At 66.9% G+C, this 26,097-nt stretch carries 25 protein-coding genes and 1 tRNA gene; 16 read left to right on the forward strand and 10 right to left on the reverse strand.

All coding sequences use genetic code 11. The features are described 5' to 3' along the window. The first annotated feature begins 176 nt into the window (after nt 1-176). From sctI to ACOZHM_RS13655, 5 genes are read left to right on the forward strand one after another with little or no spacing between them, the layout of a single operon-like run. Nucleotides 177-464 carry a type III secretion system inner rod subunit SctI gene (gene sctI / locus ACOZHM_RS13635; protein ID WP_421569857.1) on the forward strand — a complete coding sequence of 96 codons (288 nt, stop codon included), beginning with the start codon at nt 177-179 and terminating at the stop codon, nt 462-464. After that, on the forward strand, nt 461-1,291 hold the full coding sequence (gene sctJ, locus ACOZHM_RS13640) for a type III secretion system inner membrane ring lipoprotein SctJ (protein WP_421569858.1): 831 nt from the start codon (nt 461-463) through the stop codon (nt 1,289-1,291). The genes sctI and sctJ overlap by 4 nt, the downstream gene beginning before the upstream one ends. After that, nucleotides 1,281-1,832 carry a hypothetical protein gene (locus ACOZHM_RS13645; RefSeq protein WP_421569859.1) on the forward strand — a complete coding sequence of 184 codons (552 nt, stop codon included), beginning with the start codon at nt 1,281-1,283 and terminating at the stop codon, nt 1,830-1,832. Before sctJ ends, ACOZHM_RS13645 begins: the two co-directional genes overlap by 11 nt. Further along, a complete protein-coding gene (locus tag ACOZHM_RS13650; RefSeq protein ID WP_421569860.1) occupies nt 1,816-2,499 on the forward strand; it encodes a hypothetical protein in 684 nt (227 codons plus the stop codon). The genes ACOZHM_RS13645 and ACOZHM_RS13650 overlap by 17 nt, the downstream gene beginning before the upstream one ends. Then, nucleotides 2,496-2,792: a hypothetical protein gene (locus ACOZHM_RS13655; RefSeq protein WP_421569861.1), complete on the forward strand. Its 297-nt coding sequence runs from the start codon at nt 2,496-2,498 to the stop codon at nt 2,790-2,792. Before ACOZHM_RS13650 ends, ACOZHM_RS13655 begins: the two co-directional genes overlap by 4 nt. Before the next feature lie 42 nt (nt 2,793-2,834). Here ACOZHM_RS13655 and ACOZHM_RS13660 read toward each other — a convergent pair whose 3' ends face one another. Both ACOZHM_RS13660 and ACOZHM_RS13665 read right to left on the reverse strand, forming a co-directional pair. Next, a complete protein-coding gene (locus ACOZHM_RS13660; RefSeq protein WP_421569862.1) occupies nt 2,835-4,748 on the reverse strand; it encodes a DUF885 domain-containing protein in 1,914 nt (637 codons plus the stop codon). Nucleotides 4,749-4,892: 144 nt separating this feature from the next. After that, entirely contained in the window at nt 4,893-5,570 is a 678-nt protein-coding gene (locus ACOZHM_RS13665; RefSeq protein WP_421569863.1) for a DUF502 domain-containing protein, read from the reverse strand. Between the two features lie 78 nt (nt 5,571-5,648). On the opposite strand from ACOZHM_RS13665, the gene ACOZHM_RS13670 reads away from it, so the two are divergent. Beyond that, nucleotides 5,649-6,932: a hypothetical protein gene (locus ACOZHM_RS13670; protein ID WP_421569864.1), complete on the forward strand. Its 1,284-nt coding sequence runs from the start codon at nt 5,649-5,651 to the stop codon at nt 6,930-6,932. A 48-nt stretch (nt 6,933-6,980) separates the two neighbouring features. Here ACOZHM_RS13670 and ACOZHM_RS13675 read toward each other — a convergent pair whose 3' ends face one another. From ACOZHM_RS13675 to trxA, 7 genes are all read right to left on the reverse strand, one after another. Beyond that, complete coding sequence (locus tag ACOZHM_RS13675; protein ID WP_421569865.1) at nt 6,981-7,436, reverse strand: DUF4442 domain-containing protein; 456 nt, start codon at nt 7,434-7,436, stop codon at nt 6,981-6,983. 103 nt (nt 7,437-7,539) lie between these two features. After that, complete coding sequence (locus ACOZHM_RS13680) at nt 7,540-8,274, reverse strand: hypothetical protein (RefSeq protein ID WP_421569866.1); 735 nt, start codon at nt 8,272-8,274, stop codon at nt 7,540-7,542. A gap of 8 nt (nt 8,275-8,282) precedes the next feature. Further along, nucleotides 8,283-8,588, reverse strand: a complete 306-nt coding sequence (locus tag ACOZHM_RS13685; RefSeq protein WP_421569867.1) for a hypothetical protein — start codon at nt 8,586-8,588, stop codon at nt 8,283-8,285. A 161-nt stretch (nt 8,589-8,749) separates the two neighbouring features. Further along, the gene (locus ACOZHM_RS13690) at nt 8,750-9,607 is read right to left on the reverse strand and encodes a hypothetical protein (RefSeq protein ID WP_421569868.1); all 858 of its coding nucleotides are present in this window, start codon (nt 9,605-9,607) and stop codon (nt 8,750-8,752) included. A 189-nt stretch (nt 9,608-9,796) separates the two neighbouring features. Further along, nucleotides 9,797-11,467 carry a CHASE2 domain-containing protein gene (locus ACOZHM_RS13695; RefSeq protein WP_421569869.1) on the reverse strand — a complete coding sequence of 557 codons (1,671 nt, stop codon included), beginning with the start codon at nt 11,465-11,467 and terminating at the stop codon, nt 9,797-9,799. Further along, nucleotides 11,464-13,128 carry a FecR domain-containing protein gene (locus tag ACOZHM_RS13700; RefSeq protein WP_421569870.1) on the reverse strand — a complete coding sequence of 555 codons (1,665 nt, stop codon included), beginning with the start codon at nt 13,126-13,128 and terminating at the stop codon, nt 11,464-11,466. The genes ACOZHM_RS13695 and ACOZHM_RS13700 overlap by 4 nt, the downstream gene beginning before the upstream one ends. Nucleotides 13,129-13,348: 220 nt before the next feature. Continuing rightward, on the reverse strand, nt 13,349-14,203 hold the full coding sequence (gene trxA, locus ACOZHM_RS13705) for a thioredoxin (protein ID WP_421569871.1): 855 nt from the start codon (nt 14,201-14,203) through the stop codon (nt 13,349-13,351). A gap of 118 nt (nt 14,204-14,321) precedes the next feature. Between trxA and ACOZHM_RS13710 the strand changes: the two genes are divergently transcribed. The 10 genes from ACOZHM_RS13710 (at nt 14,322) to ACOZHM_RS13755 (ending at nt 23,027) form a co-directional block, all read left to right on the forward strand. Further along, a complete protein-coding gene (locus ACOZHM_RS13710) occupies nt 14,322-14,933 on the forward strand; it encodes a DUF998 domain-containing protein (protein ID WP_421569872.1) in 612 nt (203 codons plus the stop codon). Between the two features lie 190 nt (nt 14,934-15,123). Beyond that, entirely contained in the window at nt 15,124-17,763 is a 2,640-nt protein-coding gene (gene leuS, locus ACOZHM_RS13715) for a leucine--tRNA ligase (protein ID WP_421569873.1), read from the forward strand. A gap of 352 nt (nt 17,764-18,115) precedes the next feature. Beyond that, nucleotides 18,116-18,721 (forward strand): LPS assembly lipoprotein LptE, encoded by a 606-nt coding sequence (lptE, locus tag ACOZHM_RS13720; protein WP_421569874.1) that lies wholly within the window; start codon nt 18,116-18,118, stop codon nt 18,719-18,721. Nucleotides 18,722-18,748: 27 nt separating this feature from the next. Next, complete coding sequence (holA, locus tag ACOZHM_RS13725) at nt 18,749-19,786, forward strand: DNA polymerase III subunit delta (protein WP_421569875.1); 1,038 nt, start codon at nt 18,749-18,751, stop codon at nt 19,784-19,786. 5 nt (nt 19,787-19,791) lie between these two features. After that, nucleotides 19,792-20,457, forward strand: coding sequence for a nicotinate-nucleotide adenylyltransferase (gene nadD, locus ACOZHM_RS13730; protein ID WP_421569876.1), 666 nt, complete (start codon nt 19,792-19,794; stop codon nt 20,455-20,457). 58 nt (nt 20,458-20,515) lie between these two features. Further along, nucleotides 20,516-20,950: a ribosome silencing factor gene (rsfS, locus tag ACOZHM_RS13735; protein WP_421569877.1), complete on the forward strand. Its 435-nt coding sequence runs from the start codon at nt 20,516-20,518 to the stop codon at nt 20,948-20,950. A 65-nt stretch (nt 20,951-21,015) separates the two neighbouring features. After that, on the forward strand, nt 21,016-21,486 hold the full coding sequence (gene rlmH, locus ACOZHM_RS13740; RefSeq protein ID WP_421569878.1) for a 23S rRNA (pseudouridine(1915)-N(3))-methyltransferase RlmH: 471 nt from the start codon (nt 21,016-21,018) through the stop codon (nt 21,484-21,486). A 57-nt stretch (nt 21,487-21,543) separates the two neighbouring features. Continuing rightward, nucleotides 21,544-21,620, forward strand: a tRNA-Asn gene (locus ACOZHM_RS13745). A 591-nt stretch (nt 21,621-22,211) separates the two neighbouring features. Next, nucleotides 22,212-22,535 carry a DUF1778 domain-containing protein gene (locus ACOZHM_RS13750; protein WP_421569879.1) on the forward strand — a complete coding sequence of 108 codons (324 nt, stop codon included), beginning with the start codon at nt 22,212-22,214 and terminating at the stop codon, nt 22,533-22,535. Between the two features lie 3 nt (nt 22,536-22,538). Next, nucleotides 22,539-23,027 carry a GNAT family N-acetyltransferase gene (locus ACOZHM_RS13755; protein WP_421569880.1) on the forward strand — a complete coding sequence of 163 codons (489 nt, stop codon included), beginning with the start codon at nt 22,539-22,541 and terminating at the stop codon, nt 23,025-23,027. Nucleotides 23,028-23,122: 95 nt separating this feature from the next. Here ACOZHM_RS13755 and ACOZHM_RS13760 read toward each other — a convergent pair whose 3' ends face one another. Continuing rightward, nucleotides 23,123-25,951, reverse strand: a complete 2,829-nt coding sequence (locus ACOZHM_RS13760) for a TonB-dependent receptor (protein ID WP_421569881.1) — start codon at nt 25,949-25,951, stop codon at nt 23,123-23,125. Nucleotides 25,952-26,097: the final 146 nt, after the last annotated feature.

Here is a 26,097-nt window from a genome sequence, read left to right on the forward strand (position 1 = left end):
CCGTGGGGGGGGGGGGGGCCCCCCCCGGGGGGGCCCCCCCCCCCCCCCCCCCCCCCCCCCCCCCCCCCCACCCCCCCCCCCCCCCCCCCCCCCGCCCCCCCCCCGCCGGCCCCCCCCCCCCCCCCCCCCCCCCCCCCCGGTACCCCACGCGGGTAAACCCGCCAGGAGATGCACCCGTGCAAGTAACCCAGATCGCCACGGCGATCGATGCCGTGGGCGGCGCCGACGGTGCCGCCGTCCCGCTGTCCGATCGCATGAGCCACGCCTTGGCCAACAGCTATGTCAGCTCAGGCCAGGAACTGAAACTGATCGAAGCAGCCAGCAATGACCCGTATACCGCGACCAGCCCGGTCGACATGTTTGCGCTGCAGACTTCATTGGCGGATTACCTGAAGCGCATGACCGTAGCCGCAGGCCTGGCCAACCACGTCACCAAGACCTTCGAGACGCTGCTCAAGTCATGAACATGCCGCTTACTGCGGGATCAGCGCGCCGTGGCGTGATGCGGCTGTGCGTGCTGCTGCCCCTGCTTGCGCTGCTGCTGTTGACCGGCTGCGCGCGCGAACCCCTGCTGGAGAGCCTGGACGAACGCCAGGCCAATGAAGTCATCGCGGTGCTGCTGCGCCACAATATCGACGCCGCCAAGGTCAATGCAGGCAAGGGCGGTTACCAGGTGCAGGTGGGGCCGCGCGACCTGCCCGAGGCGATCGAGCTGATGCAGCGCTACGACCTGCCGTCCGCACCGCGCAGTCAGGTCTCCTCGGCGTTCCCGGCCGACTCGCTGGTCAGTACCCCGTTAGGTGAGCGGGCGCGGCTGATTTCGGCGGTGGAGCAGCGGCTGGAGGAATCGCTGCAGCTGTTTGAAGGCGTGCAGTCCACGCGCGTGCATCTCAACTACGACGCCAACCTGGGCACCGAAGGACGCCGCGCCGAACGCAGGCGCATGCATGTGGCGGCGGTGGTCGCGCATGCGCCGGGCGTCGACGAGGAGGTGCTGCTGCAGTCGGTGAAGCGCTTCCTGCGCAACACCTTCGACGGCATCGAGTACGACAACGTCTCGGTGATCCTGACCGAAGTGGAAGGGCCGCGCACGCTGGCCGTCACGGCGGGCAGTGAACGCAACCTGCCCGTGGCACTGATGCTGCTGTGTGGCGGCGTAGTGCTGCTCCTGCTGTTGGGCGGCTGGGTGGTGATACGCATGGTGCCGGCGGTGGGTGCCCGGATCGGCACGCTGTGGCGGCGGGTGTCCGCCCGTCGCTCGCCTTCGTGGAATCGCTGGCGTGGCGCATGACCCCGCGCTGCGCATCGCCTACGCCCCGGCCGCGTACTACCGGCCTTGGCAGGCGGTGTACGCGGCGGCCTCCGCCGACCAGCGGCGCTGGTTGAACACGGCGCTGTTCCGGCAGCGGCGGCTGCCCCTGCCGGCGTCGCTGGCGACCCCGCCGGACGTGCTGGCGCGGCGGATGCTGGAACTATGGGATCGCCTGCCACAGGTGGCGACCTTGATGGCGGCGGCGCGACTGCGTGACTGGCTGCCCGCGCAACGCGGCAGCCTGGCGTTGCCGCCGATGGTGCAGGCCTTCATGCGTGCAGGGCACGCCCGCGCTGATCAGCCGGCGCTGCCCGCGTGCACCTTCGAGCAGGCCCCCGACCTGCTGTTGCAGTGGGGCGCGGCCGAGCTGCGGCCGATCGCTCCGATGTTGCCGGCGTGGATGTCCGCGCGGCTGTGCCTGCCGTTTTCAGGGTTGTCCGGTGAGCGTCCGCCGCCGGTTGAACACCCTGACATGGACCTCTTCTGGAGTGCGGTGACCTATGTTGAAAAGTTTTCCTGAGCAGGCCCTGGCCCATGCACACGGCGGGGTGATCGCCCCAAGTGCGCTGGGATTGGCCGCGCGTGCCGGGCAACTCGAATCCCACGCGCGCCAACGCGCCGCCGAGGTGATGGCCAGCGTGCCGCCGCAGGTGGATGCGGCCATCGGCCAGGCGCGGCTGGACGGCTTCCAGCAGGGCTATGCCGAGGCCGTGGGCGTGGCGGTGCCGTTGCTGGCCGCCGCCCTGGCCGACGTGCAGGCCCTGCGAGAGGCGGTGCTGGGCCAGGTGCGCGAGGTGGTGACCGCCAGCCTGGCCGCGGAAGGCGTGGATGCGGCACTGGTGGTACGCCGCTGCGAGCAGGCACTGGGCAACACCGATGGCGCACTGGTGCTGTACGTACCCGAGACGACCCCCACCTTGGGTGAGGCGGTGCTGGCCCAGCTGACCTGCCAATCGCCCCCGCTGCAGGTCGTGTCGGCGCGGTCGCCGCTGCCCATGCTCAAGGCCGGGCCGCTGTTGTTTGAACTGGATCCCGCCGGCGCGATCAGTGCCGCCGTGGAAGCCAGCGTGGATGCCGCCGCACTGGAAGCGGCCGCGCGCCAGCGCGCCGAGGCCTATCTGCGTGGCATGAACACCCAACTGAAACGCCTGCCGTTTCCCGATGCCTCAACTGGAGTAGAGCGATGACGACGCTGGAAAGACTGGGCGCCATGGCGCCCCTGGATACAACCACGGTGGAAGGCCAGCAACAGGCGCTGATGCAGCGCATGCAGGCCTTTCTGGACGATCCCTCGACAAAGCCGCCGGGGTTTGAGACCAAGCCGCTGCCACCGGACTTCGACGTCAAGCCGATTCCACCGGAGCCGGACATGGCCGAATTGGCCCGGGAAATGGCTCGGCAATGGTGGTGCACCGAGTTCATGCAGACCATGCTCTTCGGCGACGAAGACCAGCTGGGCACGAAGCCGGAAGAGTACTGATGAACCCAGCGGGCCGCGAAATGCGGCCCGCTCTACGTCTGCTCACCGCGCCGGGGCGGTCCCAGCGGCCGGTGCGGAAATCCAGCGGTCGATCTTCGCCTCCAGGATATCCAGCGGCATGGAGCCGTCGCGCAGTACTTCAGCATGGAAGCGACGTTCGTCGAAGCTCGCCCCCTTGGCAGCCTTGGCCTTGTCGCGTAGTTCCATCATCTTCAGTTCGCCCAGGCCGTTGGCCAGGGTCTGGCCGGGCAGGGCCATGAAGCGTTCCACCTCGGCGGTGGCGTCTTCCACCGGCATGTCGGCGGTTTTCACCAGGTAGTCCACCGCCTGGCGCTTGCTCCAGCCCTGGGTGTGCACGCCGGTGTCGGCCACCATGCGTGCGCTGCGGGTCAGCGCGCTGTGCAGGTAGGCAATGCGCTCATACGGGTCCTGGTAGACGCCCAGTTCGTCACCCAGCGATTCGGCGTACAGCCCCCATCCCTCGACGAAAGCGACATCGCCGCCCAGGCGACGGAAGCGCGGCAGCTTGTCCAGCTCCTGCTGCAACCCGAGCTGCACATGGTGGCCGGGAATGCCTTCGTGCAGGTACTGCATCGGTGCGGACCAACGGCGGCGGCTGGGCAGCGCGCTGGTGTTGACATACAGCACGCCCGGTCGCATCCCGTCCGGCAGCGGCTGCTGGTAGCTGGCCGCCGCCGCACTGGCGGCACGATCGGCCTCTACCGCACGCACCTCCAGCGGTGCCTTGGGCAGGGTGTCCAGCACCGAGGGAAGTCGTGCGCCCACCTGCTGCTGCAACTGCTTGTAACGGAAGAGCAGTGCCTCGGCGTTGGGGTACTGGAAGTTCTTGTCGGTGCGCATGCTGCGCAGCAGCTTCTGCTGCGAGCCGCGGATGCGGTTGTCCTTCATCACGCCGGCGATCTGTTCCTGCAGGCTGGCCACGCGCTGCTGGCCCATCGCATGGATCTGCGCCGCCGTGAGCGTGCTGGCCGTGCTCTGCACGATATTCTGCGCGTACCAGGCTTGGCCGTTCGGCAACGCCGACAGCCCGTCGCTGCTGCGGGTGGCGGGCAGGTATTCGGTGGCGATGAAACCACGCAGTGCGCGGTAGGCAGGCATCAACCGGAACTCGATCATGCGCTTGTATTCGGCGGTGATGCGCGCCTTGTCTGCCTCGGGGAAGTCGTCGGGCATGTTGCGCACCGGCGCCCAGAAGATGCTTTCCTCGGCGGTGGGCTTGATCACCGCGTCCAGCTGCGGCAGCACCTTCTCCATCAGGTCGCGCGGCTGCACCACGCCGGCGCTCATGCCCTGGCGCATGTTGGCAATGGCCTGGTCGAACAACGGTGGAATGCCCAGCGATCGTTTCGACCAGGTGTCGTAGTCCTGCACGGTGTTGAACGGCTGCGCGCCGGACCCGGACCCCAGGATGGCCATGATGCTGCCCAGGTTGTAGTACTGGCTCACCGGCAGCATCCAGCCGGGGTACTTTTCTGCCGCCAGCGACATGCGCGCATCGCGCACGAAGATCTGGTAGCTCAGCAGGTCCTGTCCGGTGAGGCCGTCGGAGCCGATCTTCTCCACCTTGCCCAGCCACTGTTCGGTGAAGTCGTGCGACTGCTGGCGGTAGGCGGGGGACAGAATGTTCGGCAACTGGTCGTTGTGGCGGCCGTCGCCCTGGAAGGTGGCCTGCAGCGGGTTGAGCCGCATCGAGGCGTCCCAGTACTCGTCGTAGATGCGGTCGAGCTGTGCAGCCTTGGTCTGCTGGCGGACCAGCGGCTGGCGGGCGGGCGCGGCCGGCCGTGAGCGGGGTTTGGGCTTGGGCTTGGCGGCCTGGCGCGTCTGCGCGGCGGCTGGCCGGTTGGCCTTCTTCTTGGCGGCCTCCGCGGGCGCGGCTGCACCGAAGATCAGCAGCGAGGCGATGGCAAGCGCCAGGGCACGGGCGGGAAGGGGCATCGAGTGCTTCCGTAAATCCTATACAGACGAGGAAGCTTGCCTGAATCGACCGGGCACGGCCAGCGCCGGCCCCGGTGAGGTTCAGACAGGTAGCGACACGCCATGCGTGTCCCACGTAAGGCCTGAAGGGGCGTAAACCCCTATTCAGCGCTCCCCGGCCCGGGTAAACGGCACGGTCTCCGGTGCCACGGCACCTCCGGAAATGATGAAACTCATGGCCTGGTCCACCGTCCAGTCGGTCGGGGTGAGCAGTTCCACCGGCACGATCTCCAGATAGCCGGAGGTCGGGTTGGGGGTGGTGGGCACGTACACGGCCGCCAGCTCGCGGCCGGTGCCCTGTTCGCGGATCACCCGCGTCACCAGCCCCACCGCCTTCATGTCGCGGTGCGGGAAGTCGATCAGCACCACGCGCTGTGTGGTGCCCGGCTCGGTCTGCAGCATGTCCAGCAGTTTCTTGGCGCTTTCATAGATGATGCTGGCCAGCGGAATGCGCTTGATCACGGCACCGAACCAGCGCAGCAGGCGCTGGCCGATCACCCGCCGGCTGAGCACGCCCACGCTGAGGATCACCAGCAGCGTGGCGGCCAGGCCGATGATGTTCTGCATCCACTCGACCTTGACCCAGCCCAGGTAGTGCGGGAACGAGGCCGCGATCTGGCTCGACAGCGGCACCACCACCGGGCTGCTGATGCCTGACAGCAGCACGAACACGAATTTGACCACCACCCAGGTCAGCCAGATCGGCAGCAGGGTAAGCAGGCCGGTCAGGAACAGGCGCTGCAGGGAGGGGCGCGGAACGAGGTGGGGGGCTTCGGGTGACATCCGCGCATTGTAGCGGGGCCGTTGGCCGGTTTACGCTCCGGGGCGTCCAGGGATGCGACCCGTTGGGGGAAAACTGTGTTGACCGTATTGAAATGGACGGGCCTAGTGCTGGCCGGGTTGGTGGCGTTGGCGCTGCTGGTACTGGGAATCTCATGGGCAATGCCGATCCCGGCCGCCGAGCGTGCGGCGCTGGAGATGATGGAGGCACCCCCTGCAGCCCGTCCGCCGCAGGCCAATGCATTTGCTGCGGTATGGCTGCTGCCGTACGACGGCATCCCTTCCGCGCAATGGGAAGCACTGGTGGCCGAAGATGCGGGGCGCTTCCGGGAGCCGGCCAGTGCGCATCGCCCGGGTATCAGTGTGGCGGACGAGCGCTTCGCAGCGGTGACGCGCGATACGACGTGGTGCCGCCAGGGGGCGTCGTGCCTGGCGCAGGTGAAAACCCATGCCGACGAAGTGGCTGCCGCACATCAAGGTCACGAGGCGCTGCACGAGCGCATCGCAGCGCTGTCCGGCTACCGCTATTACCGCAATGCATTCGATCTGGACCCCGGCGTGCCGTTTCCGCAGATGGCGATGGTGCTTGAGCGCACGCCGGCACTTGCGTTGGCCCACGTGCGGGGTGACAGCGCGTTGGCGCTGCAGGGCGTATGCGAAGACGTGTCGAGCGCGCGCATGCTGATGTCCGACAGCGACATGCTGCTGGTGGCGATGGTCGGTGGCGCCTGGGCCGAACGCAGCGCGGCGTTGTTCACCGACATCCTGGCCGAACTGCCCGCCGATGTGGCGGTACCGCCGGTGTGCACGCGCGCGTTCCTGCCGCCGCAGCTGGCCGAGCTGGACCTGTGCCAGCCGATGCGGGGCGAGTTCGCCTTCCAGCAGACTGCCATGGTCCAGCTTTCCGGCTCGGAACAGCTGCTGCTGGACAAGCGCAAGACGCTGGCGCGCAATGCATGGCTTTTGTCGCGCAGCTGTGCCGATGATGTGCAGGCGCAGATCCGTCAGGACCAACGGGTGAAGCTGGCACCGCCGCCGTCGGTGTGGGATCTGTCGTGTGTGGCGAATGCGGTGGGCTGCACCTTGGTGGATATTGCCGGGCCCGCCTATGACCAATACCCACGGCGCATGCAGGATGTGGGTGCGCAGTTGCGCATGGCCGGTGCGATGCTGTGGCTGCGTGGCCAGCCGCACAGCGAAGGCGGGGCGGCGGAAGTGCTGGCGGGGTTGCCCAGCGAGCTCGGTAGCGCGGAGCGCCCCTTGCGCATTAGCGACGATGGAAAACGCGTTCAAGTGCCACGTCTCGGCCCGCCGCGAGAGGGGTGGGAACCTACCGTCAGCGCTGCATTGCCGATGGGGTGGTAGGTATCGACCGTTGTTCGATACTGCCACGCATGGCGTGGCACTACGGGCTTACTTGCGAGCTTCTGGTTTCAGGCGGACGTACACCTGCTTGCGTACGCGCGCCACGACTTCGCCCTGCGCGTCGATGATGTCATTGCTGAACCAGTGCAGGCATTTTTCGCCATTGGCGGTTGCCGCACGCAACTGGTCGAGCAATGCATCGTCCAGCCGGAACTCGGCGACCACCGTGCCCCGGCCGGGCTTGATGAACTCGATCGCACCTGCCCGGTCCCACACGTAATAGTCGCGGCCCAGGTTCTGCATGACGGTGAGCATCCAGAACGGATCGGTCATTGCGAACAGGCTGCCACCGAAGTGGGTGCCCACGTAGTTGCGGTTCCACGGCCGCATGCGCAGCTCGACCCGCACATGCCGGTAGTCGGGACTGACCTCGGTGACATGGATGCCGGTAAACAGGAACGGCGGCCAAAGATTCAGTCCGAGTCGAAACAGGCTGGCCTTCATCGGGAGGGGCACGGGCAGGGGAGGTGCAGGGAGTCTACCATTCGCAAGCGTATGGTGGGCGGCCGGCATCGCCCGCCGCCTCTGCCAGGCAGTCCGCTGGACCTTAGTCCGAGTGCACCAACGCCCGGGTGCAGCGTTCGAGAATGTCCATGGCCTCCTCCCGCATGGCGCCGTAAGCGGCGTGCTTGAATACCTGGAGTGCACCCGGCAGGTCACCTGGTGCGGTTGAGCTGAGCCCCTCGAATTGCTCGACGACCTTTGCGACAACGCGGTCGTTCCACCGATGTCGGGTATCAGCGAAGTCCTGCATGGCCTCGCCGGCCAAATCCTGCAGGTTCGGATCCAGGAAATTGCCCTCATTGCGGACGCTCATGGACATGTCATAGGCGTCACCGTCGCTAATGAAGCCGGCATCTCCTTCCTCGAACTCCGCCTCGCAGACCCACTCGGCAAATGCCCTGACGATTGCAGAGTCCGATGCGTTCTCGACAACACGCTGGAATAGCACCTCGGCGGGCAGCGCCTCGTTCAAGGAGCCATCGGCGTTCAACCATGAGGTCGTTGGTGCTGCGGATGAGGTCGCCGCGTGGGCCGCATCCTGCGCCACGTGCTGTACATTGGCCGGCATCGACACTGCGTTGCCGTCATCGGTTCTCAGCCTCGCGTGGGGCGGGGCGGAGCCAGGGCTCGGAAGCAGTGCATATCGTTCAAATTCCGCGTTCGCCATGGAGGTCAGTGCAAGCAGCTCCTCGCGAGAGATTTCGCCAGGTCGGTCGTGGGCGGCGGAGGCGGGCAAGGTTCGGTTCGACGGCTGCGTAGCGTTGTCGATGAGCTGCATGCGAGTGATCACACGACTGAGAGAGGGCCGCGAATGCTACGCGGCCACATCTCTGGTGCGCTTCCACGTTTCCATCGCGACCATGCGGTTTCAAAGAGGCTTGCCGCACTTACACGCCAGGCTTTTTCACCCGCGGTGCTCAGAAGCGCCGACAGGCCGAAGAAGCGCAGGCATTTCTCGCCATTTGCCGTCGCCGCACGCAACGGGTCGAGCAACGCGTCATCCGGCCGGAACTCGGTAACCACCGTGCCGTGGCCGGGCTTGATCAACTCGATCGAGCCCCCCAGGTCCCACACGTGGTAGTCGCGGACCAAGGTTCTGCGTGGCGGTAAGCATCTTCAAGAGGCCGGGCAGGAGAGATACGTAATGAGAACCTACGAGTTGCCTCATGCGATGAAATTGTCCCAAGGTGGGTAATTCGGAAATGCATAGTGTCATCGGAGATGTGGCCGCTGCTCGTCGCGCTATTCGTCAGCTATTGGATGTAACACTGAATATCCTCGCCAGCGCGCTTGCATGTAATGCGGACGTGATTGTAGAAGGGGCGTTGGCCGTGAACCGGGATGTTCGCCCACTTCGCTCTCTCAACAAATGCCTTGACCCAAGGGTCGTCGGCTGGCCTGTAGTCATAAACGGTATCGCCTTCCTCTGGAGCAAAATCCTCGCGACTTTCCTGCAGGGGTGTCTGAGAATGGTTTTGTGGAAGAGAGCTGTGGCTGTATTGCCACTGGCGGCTGTCATGATCAAAAAAGAAACTTGCGATGCTGTCGCTACGGGTTGAAAAACTAATTGCCGCGCCGATTGGGTGGTTGCCATCAAGCATGTATTCGAACTTTAGTAGCTTTCCTCCGCTTGACGTCGTATCCAGGAAAGAGAGTTCGTTGAATTCGGTTAGATAGCGCAGGACGGTCCGCCTGGCCTCGGCGTGATGCGGATTCAGCGCAGTTAAATGCTGCCCCCACATGTATCGGTCGGTTATGTTTCGTCCATGTTCCGTGTTTGGCGCAAGAAGAGTGACGTTATTAATGTACTTATCCATTGCTCCGTTGTACGGATTGTAAAGGGCAATCATTCCAAGGAACTGCGCTTCAAGCCAATTCTCTTTTTCAAAGGGCTCGGCCTTAAGTGCGCCATCTTGATTGTGTACGGTATAGCCGGAGATGGTTAGTTTGTAGGCGTCATACACATAGTGCGTGCCAACTCCTTGCGCTAGCGCTACAGTTTCCATCTCGTCCGGCGTGCAGTAGTAGCACTTGTACGCAATCGGGTCGTCATCACTTGCGATCGCCTGCATTGGTAGTGCAGCCAGCAACATCCACAGCAGCTTCTTCATGTCCTGCTCCTTGCTTCCCGCACACGCGGGGCATGCGAAGTGGAGCAGTTCGGTTGGGCGTGGGGTATAGGAAAACCACGAACGCAGGTGTCGTGAAATCGCTTTGGCGACAGGGTTCCGATTGGAAGGTGATGGTGCGCGGTGTTTGGGTGTTTCTCGCGTGCCGATTCAGCCACGCATGGCGTGGCTCTACGATTCGGTGCGGGCGCCGTCGATGTGGCCTGCATCGTCTCCGGCATCTTCCGCGTCCGCCGCGTAGCCGTCGCGGCCGGCATCCTTGGCGCGGTACAGGGCCGCGTCGGCGCCTGCGAAGTAGTGGCGCGGTTCGCTGGTGGCGGTGGGCACGCGGGTGTAGATGCCCACGGTGAGGGTGACCTGCAGGGTATGGCCGGGATCGGTCGGCACCTTCAGTGCGCGCACGTCGGCGATCAGGTCTTCGACCACCTGTACGGCACCCTCCGCATTGGTGTCGGGCAGGATCAGGGCGAATTCGTCGCCGCCGAAACGCGCGGCCATGTCGCGCGGGCGTCGCGCATGCGCGCGCAGGGTGCTGGCGATGCGGCGCAGCACGGCGTCACCGGCGTGGTGGCCGTACAGGTCGTTGTGCTGCTTGAAGTGGTCCACGTCGATGAGCACCAGCGTGAGCGGGCGTGCACTGCGGCGCCCGGCGTCGTGCTCCTGCTGCAGCACCTGTTCAAAACGCAGGCGGTTGCCCAGGCCGGTGAGCGCGTCGCTGTTGGCCTGGCGGCGCCAGGCGCTGATCCGCCAGAGTACCCACGCGAAGATCACGACCAGGGTGAAGACCAATGCCGCCGCCGGCGCGAACCACAGGTTGCCCGCGCGCAGCAGCACGAAGCTGGTCAGCAGTGCCATCGGCAACGCCAGCAGCGCGCTGGCCACCGCGCGCGGCAGGGTCAGGCCCAGGGCGCACAGCGCCACCAGCAGGCCACTCAATGCGGCCTGCCAGGGCAGCGCAAGCGGGGTGATGGCCTTGCCGGCGAGCAGCATCGAGGCCACGTTGGCTTGGTATTCGGTGCCCGTCATCCAGCGCTCGCGCGCGGTGGGCGTGAGCAGACGCGGGCCGATCCCGCTGGCGGTCATGCCCACCAGCACCAGCCGGTCCTGCAGCAGGGCCGGATCCACTTCTCCGTTGAGCACGTCCACATACGACACTTGCGGAATGCTGTCCGGCGGACCGGCATAGCGCACGCGCACAAAATGATTGCGCCGCCACTGGTAGGGCGAGGCGGGATGCGTGTCGGCGTCGATCAGGCCGGGCAGCGGGCCACGCTGGTCGGCCAGCGCCAGGCCGAGCGCCGGCCAATGCGGTGACCCGATTCCGGCCGTGAGGTACAGCCCGCGCGCAACGCCGTCGCCATCCACTTCGATGTCGCTGTGGCCCAGCGTGGCGGCGTTGGCTGCGATCATCGGGATCGGCAGCAGTTCCTCCGCCATGCCGGGGCCGTTGGCCGGCGCGGCCAGGACCGGCAGCACCACATGGCCATTGCGACGGATGGCGGCCGCCAGCTCCGCGTCCTGCGCGCTGTCTTGGCGGTCCGGCTCGGACAGCATCAGGTCCAGCACCACGCGCCGGGTGCCGGCATGGGTGAGGCGGTCGAGCAGGCGGGCATGGGTGGAACGCGGCCACGGCCATTGCCCGATCTGCTGCAGGCTGTCGTCATCGATCGCCACGATCAGCAGCCGCGGGTCGGGGGTGTAGTCCCACGCGCCCACGTAGGCGTCATACACCGCTTCGTCCTGCTTCCAGAACCACTGCCCCTGGCTGGCGAGCGCGGCCAGTGCGCCGACCAGCAGCGACAGCGCGATGCGCTTTGGCCAGGAGAGCGTGAGCGGCTTCACAGCAGCAGCAACAGGAGCACGGTGGCGCCGGCGGCACCGTAGCAGGTGCGGCACGGCAGCGGGACCTGCTGCGCCGGCGAGAACGGACCGGCATAGCCATCGTCGTCGATGTACTGCACGCGCACATGCAGCGTGCCGTGCCACGGGCGCTTGAGCGACACCTGCGGCTGGTCCACCTGCTCATCCAGCAGCGGGTGAGTGAAGTCGCCCTTGCGGTCCAGCTGCACGCGGTAGTGCTGGCCCGGCGCGCCGGCCTGCCAGCGCAGCGTGAGCTGGCCCTTGGCCGCCTGCGGCGGTTGCAGGGCCGGGTCCACCGGGGCGTCGGTGAGGGTCAATGCCACCGGCTGGCCGAAGCGGCCGCGGCGGCCATCGGCAGCGCGCGAGGCCACGCGCCAGAAATAGGCGCCGGGGGCGAGGTCCTGTGCGGCGCGCAGGTGGGTGCCGCGCGCGTCCTGCTCCAGCACCGGCTGCAGGAACTGCGGGTCGCGGGCGATCTGCAGCACGCTGCCTGCCGCGCCGTTCACCTGGCTCCATTCGAAGCGCGGGCGCGCGCTGTTGAGGGTCTCGGTGTTGACCGGGCGCAGGGTGAGCGGGGGCGCCGGCTGGTCGTTCACCTGGAAGTCCAGCTCGGCATCCAGGCCTTCCACGCCCTCGGCGCTGACGGCGCGTACGAGCAGGCGCAGCGCGCCGGGTTCCAGATCGGGAAGGACCGTGTGCGGCTCGGTGGTGTCCTGCGCAAACAGCAGCACCTCTGGCTGGTCGGCGCGCACCACGTCCACGCGGTACTGCGCGGCCTGTGCCACCGGTGCCCAGGCGATCACGGCAGGCAGGGCGTCCAGGCGCGGCCGGGCCGGGTCCAGCACGGGCGCCGGCAACAGGTCTTCGGGCGGCTGCGGACGGGTGTCGGCAGTGCTGGCGCGGCTGGCGTGGCCGCGCGTGACCAGCTGCTGGCCACGCCGGTTGCCGACCTGCACGCGGCCTTCAATGACCTCGGTGGCGGCGCTGTGACCCGCACCGCCAGCGCTGACCCGGAACACCGTGCCGCGCACGCTGCTGGTGGCCGCGGGGGCATCGATGATGTAGCGCGACGCCGGGCCCTTGGCCGGGGTGACCCGGTTGCTGCTGCGCCCCTGTTCCAGCCGCATGCGGGTATCGACCATGCCGGTGCTGCCGTAGCGGCTGAGCTGGTCCAGGCGCAGGTGCGAGTTTTCACGCAGCTGCATCCGCGAGTCGTCGGCGAAGGCCAGGGTGACGCTGGCATTGCCCCCGGTCAGCAGATGCTGGCCGATGCCGAGCTGTTCACCCTCCAACACCTCGCGCAGCGGTCCGCTGTCGCCCAGGCGGGCCTGGACCCGGCCGCGCACGGCCAGCACCCGCGCGGGGGCGGGTTGCACCTGCAGCCAGGCGATGGGGAACTTCAGCTGGCTGCCCGGGGGCAGCAGATAGGGATCGGCCACGCGGTTGTGCGATTGCAGCCGCTGCCACGGCACCGAGGGTTTCAGATAGCGGTCGCCGAGGTCCCAGAGGGTGTCGCCGGGGCGGACCCGGTAGGTCCAGTCCTGGGCGGATGCGGCAAATGCGGGCAACAGCAGTGCCGCCAGCAGGAAGAGGCGGGCGCACAGCCAGGCAGGGTGCGGGAAACGGGTGGAACTCACGGTCATCAGGGCCCTGCGCGCCGGGGCTCAGCCCTGTGGCCCCCATGGCCCAGACCTCATCCCCCCGAATGAATCGCGGTCGTATTCAGACCACTCTGACATTATCGCCCGGGAGTCGTGCAGGGTTTCTGAACGTGATGCACATCACACCGGGCGATGCCCGAATCGAGTAGTGCCGAAAGCGACACTGCCTGTCGCTTTCGATTCTTTCTGCGGACTGCGCCGCTCAGAACAGCAGCGCCGCCATGGAGCGGCGATAGCGTCCCACCAAGACGGCATCGTCGATCACCTTGAATGCGTCGATCATCAGCTTGCGTGGCAACCCCGCCTCGTAGCCCCGGTCCTGCTTCAGCATGGCCAGGAACTGTTCCAGCGCGGCTTCGTCCTGGCCGCCCAACAGCAATTGCACGCCGCGCAGGTGGCGTGCCTGCAGATCGGCGCCATTGGCGGCGATGCGGGCCTCCAGGGTCTCGGCGGGCGGGGCGTCCTGCAGGGCGCTGGCGAAGTCCAGGCGTGCCCGGGCGCGCACGGCGCGGTCGTCGGTCGACAGATTGGCCGGCAGCGCCTCGATCAGGGCGGTGGCCTCGGCGGTCGCGCCGATCTGCAGCAGCGCCAGGGCGAGGTCGAGCTTCAGCTCGGCCTTGTCCGGCTCGGCGGCCACGGCCGCGCGCAGCACATCGACCTGGGCCTGCGGGTCCAGCGGCGGCGGCTCGGCAGCCTCAACCGGCGCCTCGGCCGGGCTGATGCCGTGCTGGGTCAGGAAGTCACGCAACTGGCCTTCCGGCAGGGCGCCGGGGAAGCCATCCACCAGCTGGCCACCCTTGACCAGGAACACGGTGGGCACCGAACGGATCTGGAACGCCGCCGCGATCTGCTGCTCCTTGTCCACGTCGACCTTGGCCAGTTCGAAGGCGCCGTTGTACTCGCCGGCCAGCTTCTCCAGCATCGGCCCCAGGGTCTTGCAGGGCTCGCACCAGGTGGCCCAGAAGTCGACCAGCACCGGGGTCTGCAACGACTTCTGCAGCACCTCGGTTTCGAAGGTTTCGGTAGTGGCATCAAAGACGTGGGGCAGTTCGCTCATGGTCGGCAGGTCAACGATATAGATGTACCCAGTGTATGAGGTCGCGCATATTCAGAAGCAACCCCAATGGAAGGCAGACCCTATAGGCGCGGACGGCGTGCTGGCGGACAATGGCCGCATGAAGACTCTGCAACGATTCGACCCCCTGCTGGGCGCACTGGGCGCCGTCCTGTTCCTGGCGTCGGTGGTGGGCTTCGGCGCGGCCTTGCCGGGCTACCTGCCGCTGGGCCACCCGGTAGCGTTGCTGGGGGCGATGGGGGTGCCGCATGCCGGCGCCTTCGACGTGCTGGGGTTCGTGTTGCCAGGGCTGCTGGCGACGCTGGTGGCGCTGCGCCTGTTGGCCCGTGTCCCGGTCACCGCGCCGTGGTCACTGCGGGTGGGCGGCCAGATGCTGGTGCTGTCCGGCCTGGCGTTCGCGGCGATGGGCGTGCTGCCGCTGGACGCCAGTGACATCCAAAGCCCGGCCAGCCAGTTCCACGCCAGCGCATGGATGGTGTGGGTGCTGGCCTTCGTGCCCGGCGCACTGATGTCCGGGCTGGGCGCACGGCGGCTGCCGGGCTGGGGCCGGCTGGCCGCACTGCACCTGGCGGCAGGCCTGGCCACCCTGGTGGGCGCCTTCGTGCTGCAGACAGTAATGCCGGCGCCGGTGGCCCAGCGCGTGGCGTTCGTTGCCTGGGCGGTGTGGCTGGCCGCCGCGCTTCCGGTCGCAGCCGCCGTTCGCCGCGTCTGACGGCGGCTTCCCAGCCCGTTCGGAGGGCCGAATGCGCGCGTGGGCACGCTGCAGGTTTCTGCGTGGAATTGTAATTCCCTGATATTTCAACGGGATGAGGCGCGCGGCCGTACGGATGCGACGGCACGATTGGAGCCCTCTGCCGCACTGCGGTACCCTGTGCCGCTTTGCCGCCGCAACTGTGTTTTCCATGACCAGCGTCGAACCCAACGTATACGATCCGCAGCAGGTTGAATCCGCCGCCCAGAAGTTCTGGGACGCCACGCGCGCCTTCGAGGTGAGCGAGACATCGGACAAGCCGAAGTACTACTGCCTCTCGATGCTGCCGTACCCGTCGGGCGCGCTGCACATGGGCCACGTGCGCAATTACACGATCGGCGATGTGATCAGCCGCTACAAGCGCATGACCGGCCACAACGTGCTGCAGCCGATGGGCTGGGATGCGTTCGGCCTGCCGGCGGAAAACGCGGCGATCAAGAACAAGACCGCGCCGGCCAAATGGACCTACGCCAACATCGAGCACATGCGTGGGCAGTTCAAGTCCATGGGCTATGCGATCGACTGGTCGCGCGAGTTCGCCACCTGCACGCCCGAGTACTACGTACACGAGCAGCGCATGTTCACCCGGCTGATGCGCAAGGGCCTGGCCTACCGCCGCAATGCGGTGGTGAACTGGGACCCGATCGACCAGACCGTGCTGGCCAACGAGCAGGTCATCGATGGCCGCGGCTGGCGTTCCGGCGCGCTGGTGGAAAAGCGCGAGATCCCGCAGTGGTTCCTGCGCATCACCGATTACGCCCAGGAACTGCTGGACGGCCTGGATGAGCTGCCGGGCTGGCCGGATTCGGTCAAGACCATGCAGCGCAACTGGATCGGCCGCTCGGAAGGGCTGGAGATCCAGTTCGACGTGCGCGACGCCGACGGCAGCGCGCTGGACCCGCTGCGCGTGTTCACCACCCGCCCGGATACCGTGATGGGCGTGACCTTCGTGTCGATCGCCGGCGAGCATCCGCTGGCCCAGCATGCGGCGAAGTCGAACCCGGCGCTGGCTGCGCTGCTGGCCGAGATGAAGCAGGGCGGCGTGTCGGAAGCCGAACTGGAAACCCAGGAAAAGCGCGGCATGGATACCGGCCTGCGCGCCGTACATCCGGTCACCGGCGCCCAGGTGCCGGTGTGGGTGGCCAACTTCGTGCTGATGGGCTACGGCACTGGCGCGGTGATGGCCGTGCCGGGTCACGACCAGCGCGACAACGAGTTCGCCAACAAGTACGGCCTGCCGATCCGCCAGGTCATCGCGCTGAAGGCGCTGCGCAAGGAAGAGACCGCCTACGACGCAACGCGTTGGCAGGACTGGTACGGCGACAAGACCCGCGACACCGAGCTGGTCAATTCCGAAGAATTCGACGGCCTGGATTACCAGGGGGCGTTCGAGGCACTGGCCGAGCGTTTCGAGCGCAAGGCCCAGGGCCAGCGCCGCGTCAATTATCGCCTGCGCGACTGGGGCGTGAGCCGCCAGCGCTACTGGGGCTGCCCGATTCCGGTGATCTACTGCCCGAAGTGCGGTGCGCTGCCGGTGCCGGAAGAACAGCTGCCGGTGGTATTGCCCGAGAACGTCAACTTCGTCGGCACCGGTTCGCCGATCAAGTCCGATCCGGAATGGCGCAAGACCACCTGCCCGGACTGCGGCGGCGCGGCCGAGCGCGAGACCGACACCTTCGATACCTTCATGGAATCGAGCTGGTACTACGCGCGCTACACCTCGCCCGGTGCCCGCGATGCGGTGGACAAGCGCGGCAACTACTGGCTGCCGGTGGACCAGTACATCGGTGGCATCGAGCACGCCATCCTGCACTTGATGTACTTCCGTTTCTTCCACAAGCTGCTGCGCGATGCGCGCATGGTGGACAGCAACGAGCCGGCGCAGAACCTGCTGTGCCAGGGCATGGTGATTGCCGAAACCTATTTCCGCCCGAACCCGGACGGCTCCAAGGACTGGATCAACCCGGCCGACGTGGACGTGCAGCGCGACGAGCGCGGCCGCATCACCGGTGCCACCCTGATCGCCGACGGGCAGCCGGTGGTGATCGGCGGTACCGAGAAGATGTCCAAGTCGAAGAACAACGGCGTGGACCCGCAGGCGATGGTGGGCAAGTACGGCGCCGACACCGTGCGCCTGTTCTCGATGTTCGCCGCGCCGCCGGAGCAGTCGCTGGAGTGGAACGAAGCCGGCGTGGATGGCATGGCGCGGTTCCTGCGTCGCTTGTGGGCGCAGGTGCAGAAGCATGCGGCCGAGGGCGTCGCCCCGGCACTGGACGTGGCTGCGCTCACCACTGAACAGAAGGCGCTGCGCCGCAAGACCCACGAGACCATCGGCAAGGTCGGCGACGACTACGGCCGCCGCCACAGCTTCAACACGGCCATTGCGGCGGTGATGGAACTGATGAACGCGCTGGCCAAGTTCGATGACGGCTCGGAGCAGGGTCGTGCGGTACGCCAGGAGGCGCTGCAGGCCACGGTGCTGCTGCTCAACCCGATCACCCCGCATGCCAGCCACGCGTTGTGGCAGGTGCTGGGCCACGGCGAGACGCTGCTGGAAGACCAGCGCTTCCCGCAGGCCGACAGCGCCGCGCTGGTGCGCGACGCGGTGACCCTGGCGGTGCAGGTCAACGGCAAGCTGCGCGGTACCATCGAAGTGGCGGCCGATGCCGCGCGCGACCAGGTGGAAGCGCTGGGCCTGGCCGAGCCGAACGCGGCCAAGTTCCTGGAGGGCTTGACCGTGCGCAAGATCATCATCGTGCCGGGCAAGATCGTGAATATCGTGGCCGCGTAGGCGGCCGGTGGGCATGTGCCACGCATTGCGTGGCGCCGTCCGGCGATGCGCGGCAACCGGGGGTAGAGCCACGCCATGCGTGGCTGCTCTCCGATCCGGGGTCATGAACGTTTGACGCGTGGCTTCGGCCAGGTCCAAACGTCGGGTCGTAACGACGACGTTGGGGTGTTCCGCCTTCGGATGCTTGTGCCGCGCTTTGCGCGGTTGCCACGCATGGCGTGGCACTACCGAATTGTTACGTGCGCAGGACGATGGCGCTGGAATGGTCTCAAGCGGCGTTCACGTCGGTTCGGGCATCTTGGGCGTCGAATTCCCTGTTGCCGGCTTCGTCCGGCTCCTCCAGACTGTGGCCATGATCCGAATCCTGCTCGCCTTCGTTCTTGCCTCTGCCCTTGCCGGGTGCGGCTTCCATCTGCGCAACAAGCTGATGCTGCCGGCCGATACCGCCGCGGTGAAGGTGGTGTCCACCGCCCCCTACAGCGAACTGGCCAAGCTGCTGCGTCGTGGCCTGCTGGCCTCGGGCGCGCAGATTGCCGATGCCGACAGCAAGGAACCGGCGGCGCAGCTGCAGGTGCTCTCCGAGCGCTGGGGCGACCTGCCGATCGCGATCGATGCCCAGGGCCGTGCCCAGGAATACAGCCTGCGCTACGCGGTGATCTTCGTGTTCCGCCGCGAAGACGGCAGCGACCTGGTGCCGCAGCAGGTAATCGAACTGTCGCGCGACTACGTGTCGCCGCCGACCGACGCCACCGGTACCACCACCGAACGCGAGATCCTCGCCGACGAGCTGCGCCGCGAAATGTCGGCCTCGATCATGCGCCGCATCGACAGCGTGGTGCGCGCCGAACTGGAGCGCGGCACGCTGCAGCCGCCCAAGCCGGCGACCGTGCCCGCCAAGCCGGCGACGCCGCCGGCCACCGTGCCGGCCAGCCCGGCCACGCCGCCGCAGGGCCTCTGACCGGTCCGCCCGCGGACCGGACGCCCCATGGAACTGCGCCCCGAACAACTTGCCAGCCAACCGGCCAGCCAGGCGCTGGCCCCGGTGTATCTGATTGCCGGGCCGGAAACGCTGCGCGTGCTGGAAGCGGCCGATGCGATCCGCGCCCGCGCGCGGGCCGATGGGGTGAACGAGCGCGAAGTGTTCGACGCCGACGGGCGCGACTTCGACTGGAACCAGCTCGACGCCACCTTCAACGCGCCCAGTCTGTTCAGTGCCCGCCGGCTGGTGGAGCTGCGCCTGCCCAGTGGCAAGCCCGGCAAAGAGGGCAGCGAGGTCATCACCCAGTTCTGCGCCAATCCGGCGCCGGACGTGATCCTGCTCATTACCTGCAACGAATGGAGCAAGGCCCACCAGACCAAGTGGACCGAGGCTGTGGGCCGCGTCGGTGTGCTGTCGGTGGCGTGGGCGATCAAGCCGCACGAACTGCCCGAATGGATCGAACGCCGCCTGCGCCAGCAGGGCCTGCGCGCCGATCCGGCCGCCGTGCAGCGGCTGGCCGAGCGGGTGGAAGGCAACCTGCTGGCCGCCGCGCAGGAAATCGACAAGCTGGCGCTGCTGGCCAGCGGCCAGACGCTGGACGTGGAGACGATGGAATCGCTGGTGGCCGACGCCGCCCGCTACGACGTGTTCCGCCTGCTGGAAGCCACCTTCTCCGGCCAGCCCGCGGCCGTGCTGCGCATGCTGGCCGGCCTGCGTGGCGAAGGCGAGGCGGTGGCCGCGCTGATGCCGATGGTGATCCGCGAAATGCTCTCCACCGCCGCGCTGGCGCGGGTGCAGGCACGCGGCGGCAACCTGGCGGCGGAAATGAAGAGCCGCGGCATCTGGGAATCGCGCCAGGCACCGTTCAAGCGCGCGCTGCAGCGCCATCCCGAGGCCAAGCGCTGGGAGCGCTTCGTGGCCGAGGCCGGATTGGTCGACCGCATGGCCAAGGGGCGCGCCGACGGCGACCCCTGGCTGGGGCTGGAGCGGCTGCTGATCGCCGTGGCCGAAGCACGCGCGGTACGCCTGCTGGCCCGTGCCTGAGCCCAATGGGCCTGCGCATCCATTACGGCGGAACCTTCGACCCGGTGCACCTGGGGCACCTGGCCATCGCGCGCGCGGCGCGCGAGCAGCTGCAGGTGGCCGTGCGTCTGCTGCCGGCGGCAGACCCGCCGCACCGGCCTGCGCCGGGGGCCGATGCCGAGCAGCGCACGCGGATGCTGGAACTTGCCATCGGCGATGAGCCCGGGCTGCTGCTGGACCGGCGGGAGCTGGAGCGCGCGCAGCGCCAGCCGGGCCTGCCGTCCTATACCGTAGACACGCTGCGCGAACTGCGCGCCGAGCTGGGGCCGCGCCAGCCGCTGGCCTGGCTGGTGGGCGCCGACAGCCTGCTCGGCCTGCCGTCATGGCACGACTGGGAGGCCCTGTTCGATCTGGCGCACTTCATCGTGGCCGACCGCCCGGGCAGTTCGCTGGAGCGCAGCCTGCCGGCGCCACTGGCGCAGGCGCTGGAGGGGCGCTGGGCGGCGCATGAGCGCGAGCTGTTCTCGAACCCTGCGGGGCGGGTCCTGCGCCTGCAGGCCCCGCTGCGCGGCGAATCCGCCAGCGCGGTACGTGCGCGGATCGCCAGCGGTGGCGACTGGCGTGCGCTGCTGCCTGCGCCGGTGGCCGACTACATCGCCGAGCACCGCCTGTACGGGGCCCCAGCACCATGAATACGTTCATGTCGCTGGGACCGTATAATCCGTCCCACATTTATCGAGTCTCCCCGCTTTGAGCAACCAAGCCCAGCCCCAGACCATCAAGGTCCAACTGCCCAACCCGGCGCCGTCCAACGAGCAGTTGCTCGAGTGCGTGCGCAAGGCCACTGAAGAACTGAAGGCCAAGGATCTCGTCGAGATCGATGTGATCGGCAAGTCCAGCGTCGCCGATTACATGGTGATCGCCTCGGGCACCTCCAGCCGCCACGTGAAGTCCATTGCCGACGAAGTGGTGAAGTTCGCCAAGAACCTGGGTGTGATGCCGCTGGGCGTGGAAGGCGAGCGCGAAGCCGAGTGGGTGCTGGTCGACCTGGGCGACGTGATCGTGCACGTGATGCTGCCGCGCGTGCGCGAGTTCTACGCGCTGGAGCGCCTGTGGACCGTCGGCGACCAGCCGCCGAGCCTGCTCGACGCCGCAGACGAAGAAGACGACTACACCGCGCGCTGAGATCGGCATGCGGGGTAACGATGACGGCGCCGGGTGGCGCCGTTGTCATTTGAAGGAGCTCAACAATGAAGGCCAGGCTGATTGCCACCGGTGAACGCGCGCCCAGCTGGGTGGCGCAGGGCTTTGCCGAGTACCAGAAGCGGCTGTCGCACTGGCTGCCGTTCGACCTGGTGGAGATCGAGCCGGGCCTGCGCGGCAAGGGCCGCGATGCGCGCCGCGCCACCGACGACGAGGGCAAGCGGGTGATCGCGGCGCTGCCGAAGAATGCCTACGTGGTGGCGCTGGACGTACCGGGTCGGCAGCTCAGTTCCGAACAGCTGGCGCAGCGGCTCGAACACTGGCGCGGGCAGGGCAGGGACCTGGCGTTCCTGATTGGCGGCCCGGAAGGGCATTCGGCCGAGGTATCGGCGCTGGCCGACGAGAAGTGGTCGATCGGTCCGCTGACATTGCCGCACATGCTGGTGCGGCTGGTGGTCGCCGAACAGCTGTATCGGGCGGCCGCGATGTTGGCCAACCACCCGTATCACCGTGCGTGAATAAATTCGGCCGAAACGGGTTACAACCCGCGAAAAACTGGTTACAATGCGCACCCCGCCCGAATAGCTCAGCCGGTTAGAGCACTTGACTGTTAATCAGGGGGTCGTTGGTTCGAGTCCAACTTCGGGCGCCAAGTTTTAGAAGCCTCGCAGCGATGCGAGGCTTTTTTTTGCCTGCGCATCAGACGTTCATGATCCCGGAACGGAAAGCAGCCACGCACGGCGTGGCTCTACGGGATGTTCTCGCGTACGGACGCGTAGTGCCACGCCATGCGTGGCAACCGCGCGAAGCGCGGCACAAGCGTACGAAGCAGATGCACCGTCGGACGCGTTGGCCCATCCGACGTTTAGACGATCCGAAGCCGCGCGTCAGGCGTTCATGGCCCTGGAACGAAGGGAGCAGGCAATGATGTGCGACGCGCGGGCGATACTTCCTTGAGGGCAGACCAGGTCCGGAGTTGACGGAAAACTGAAAGTGCCACGCAAATTGGGGCGCTAGGATCTTGGCCCCCCGCCTTGGCGAAGGGCATGCGATGTCAGGACAGACTGCGGAGCTGGCAGAGGGGTGCGGGTTAATGGCGCAAGGCAAGATGCACGCGGATACGCGCAAGATCATCCTTGCCCGCCTGCATGACAATGATCTCCTCAACAATTCATAGAGCGACACCGTGCGTCGCTGCGCGCGGCGTCGATTACCCCATAGTCGTCCAAGGCGTGGCGCTCTGATGCTGCGTGTAATTGACATGTGGTCGTTGTACGGTACTATTCCGTACATGAAGATTGCCGGGACCCCTGCTGCCGCCCGTCTGGACCTGCGCCTGAATCCCGCCGACAAGGCGCGTATTGCCCGTGCCGCCGACCTGCGAGGCGTTCCGCTGTCTGCTTTCGTACGCGATGCAGTGCTGCGCGAAGCCGAAAGCGTCATGACTGCGGAGCTGACCGTCACCCTGTCGGCGGAGGAGTCTCAACGCTTCCTCAAGGCTCTCGATGCTCCGTTCCAGCCAAACGCCAAGCTGAGAAGGGCTCTTGCCCGGGTCGAGCAGGATTGATGCATGCTCGTTGTCGAGCAGCTCAAGTCCAAACGGCATCATCGCGACGGGTTTGCATGTGGCGAACCCACGCTGGATAGCTACCTGCGGCACCAGGCCACCCAGCATCACAGAGCGGGTATCAGCACCACACATGTTCTGGTGGATGACAGCGAACCTGGCCGCATTCTGGGCTACTACAGCTTGTCAGCAGCCCAACTGCTGCTGACGGAGTTGCAGGATGTGGATCGCAAGCGTCTGCCCAGCTATCCGGTGCCGGCCATCCGCATGGGGAGGTTGGCCGTCTCTAGTGGTGAGCAAGGCAAGGGACACGGTGATTACCTCCTGGCGCATGCCGTGGCGCGGTGCATGGGGTTGCGCGAACAGCTCGGCGTGCGCGTGCTGCTGGTGGATGCGTTGCATGAAGGTGCGGCTCGCTTCTATCGCGCCTACGGCTTCCGCGAAGCCACGACGACTTCGTATTCCCTATATCTGCCTCTGGGGAATGGGTGACTCTTACCCATCCGACGCCGCGTATCAGATACAGATGACCCGATAGAAGACGCCCGGGCATTGCCCGGGCGTCTGGTTTCACACTATTGCCTGGATCAGTTGAAGGTGTACTTCGCACCCACCGTGAAGTAACGCCCGATCGCACCGCTGAAGTGCAGCGGGTTGTAGTTCACGCCACCGTAGGTGGTCGGGTCGAGCGGGGCGGTGCGGTCGAACACGTTCTGCACCGAGGCATTGAGCTCGAATGCATCGGTGATGTTCCAGCGGCCGGACAGGTCGAAGGTGGTGAACGAAGCGATCTTCTCCACCGGCGTGCCGTCCCAATAGAAGGCCAGGTAATCGCCACCGCGACGGTCCTTGTTCTCCAGGCTGCTGATGTAGTTGACCACGCCGCTCACGCTCCAGGCGTCCTGCTTCCAGGTGGTGCCGAAGTTGATGCGGTCCTGCGGGGTGCCGATGCAGTTGGTCACGTCGCAGTTGCCGTGGGTGCCCACGTAATCCACGGTGCTGCCGCCTTCGGTGCGCTCGAACTTGAGCACGTGGCTCCACTGCAGGTCCATCTCCAGCTGGCCCGGGCCGATGTCGAAGGTCTGGCGGATATCGGTATCGATACCGCGCACACGCGACGAGTTGGCATTCACGTAGGCGGTGTTGACTGCCAGGATCGTGCCGGTGCCCGGAACGCCGTTGATCAGATCCGTATCGCGCAGCACGTTGCCCGCCGCGATCGCATCGGCAGTGCTGCCCTGGGCGATTTCGTCGGTGCGTTTGATCTGCCAGGCGTCCACGGTCAGCGAGGTGGTGCGTGTCGGCTGCAGCACGATGCCGACCGAGTAGCTCTTCGACTCCTCAGGCACCAGGTCCGGGTTGGGGCTGGTAATGATGGCCACCGGGCGGGCGCCGCAGTTGGTGGTCACATCCGCCGGCGGGCTGGCCGCGCAGCGCACCGGGTCGCGGGCAGTGGAGAATGCGGCCAGGCCGCCATCGCCATTCTCGGCCGGGTTGGGTGCACGGAAGCCTTCGGCGTAGGTGGCACGCAATGCGATCCAGTCCGCCGGCGTCCATTTGATGCCCAGCTTCGGCGTGGCCTTGCCGTCGCCGCTTTCGTACTTGTCATAGCGCACCGCGCCGGACAGTTCCAGTTGCTCCAGCACCGGGGCCGACAGTTCGACATAGCCGGCGTACACGTTCTGGGTGCCGTCATAGGCCGAGTAGCCCAGGCCGATGATGTCGCCCTGGTCGGTGTAGGTCTGCGGGGTCAGGCTGTTGCTGGTCTTGCGCCATTCGGTGCCGATGGCCAGGCCGAGCGGGCCGCCCTTGAGGTCCATCAGGCTGCGCGACACGGTGAAGTCGAACATGTCCAGGCTGGACGAGGCGCGGGCCTTGATGTCCGGTGAGATGTAGTCGTACAGCGCCTGCGAATTGAGGCCGGCGTTGTCGCCGATACGCCAGGTGCCACCGGCGCAGGCCGGGTCGCCCAGGGCGCACTGCACGGCGCTGTAGCGCAGGAAGCCGGTGCGCTTGTTGGTCAGCTCGGTGCCGGAATGCAGGAAGGCGGTGTCGTAGCTCCAATCGCCCCAGTTGCCCTTGGTGCCCACCAGGAAGCGGGTGAACTCATTGGTGTTGGTGACCACGCGCGGGCCCACGTCCCAGGCCGTGTAGCGCAGGCGCGAAGCCTGGCCCGGAATCGGGTTGTCCGGATGGGTCGGCGACAACACTACGGCGCCCGGGCCGCTGCTGGCGTTGCGCGGGCCGCCCGGGAAACCCCAGCTGCCGGACACGCCGGAAGGCGTGTTGCTGAACACCGTTTCCTTCTTGGAGTACCCGATTTCGGTGTAGATCTCGCCGCCTTCGCCATAGGCGAAGCTGGCGCGACCGAACACGTTGACGTAGTCCTCCTTCGGGCTCAGGTCGCGGAACTGCTGGACCGCATCGTAGAGGCAGCCATCCTCGGCGATGGAGGCATCGGTCTGGCCGGGAACGTTGGTCAGGCCCTGGCAGCCCGGCAGCGGCACCAGGAAGGCCGGGGCGGTGGCGCTCACGTTGCGGTCGTCGAACACCGAGCCGTTGGGGCCGGAGCCGCCGCTGGTGCCGCCATTGAGGAAGGCGCCGTTGAGGAACTGCGCGTCGGAGGCCGCAATGCCCCAGCGACGCAGGTCGCCGGTACCGATCCAGTCGCGGTTCTTGCGGTCGCTGACCTTGATGGCGTCGGTCCTGCCCACGTCCAGGCTGAAGAACGCGTTCCAGCCGTCTTCGGCAATGTCGCCTGCGCCGGCGGTGAGGGTAGCCTTCTTCGCATCGCCGTCGCCGTCGCCGGAGATGCCGTACGAACCGCGCAGGATCGCGCCTTTGAAATCGCTGCGCAGGATGATGTTCACCACGCCGGCGATGGCGTCCGAACCGTAGATGGCCGAGGCGCCGTCCTTGAGCACTTCCACGCGCTCGACCGCATCCAGCGGAATGGTGCTCAGGTCGGTGAAGACCTTCTGGCCGTCATCGGCCAGGCCATAGGTGGCCATGCGACGGCCATTCAACAACACCAGCGTCGAGCCGGCGCCCAGGCCGCGCAGCGAAATGCCCGCGCCGCCGCCGGCAAAGCCGTTGCCGAAGGTCTTGGGGATCGAGCCGGCGCCATCGGAGGTAAGCGTCTGCAGGTACTCGGCCACGGTGGTCTTGCCACTGCGGTCGATTTCCTGGCGCGTCACCACCTGCACGGGGGACGGGGTTTCGGTGTTGGTGCGGGGAATGTTGGAGCCGGTGACCGTGATCCGGTCCAGGTTGGTCGCCCCCTGGTCCTGTGCCATCGCGGAGAAGGAGGCGAAGGCGCCGGCCAGCAGCAGCGCGCCGCCGGTGAGGGCCGAGGAAATTGAACGGGAAAGCGTGGTGCGGCGGCTGCTGTCGAGCCGTTGGATCGGGTGTTTCACAGCGTCTCTCCTGACTGGGAAAACCAGCGATGTCGTTGTCGGCGCCGGGGGAACTACTGGCGTCGGCGACAATCTATGTTTCCGGCGGGTGACGTGCGAGTGAAAAATTGCTTAATTGGCGCGATCCGTGATCGCCGTCAAAAAGC

The sequence above is a fragment of the Stenotrophomonas sp. PD6 genome (assembly GCF_049199305.1).
Taxonomy (GTDB): Bacteria; Pseudomonadota; Gammaproteobacteria; order Xanthomonadales; family Xanthomonadaceae; genus Stenotrophomonas.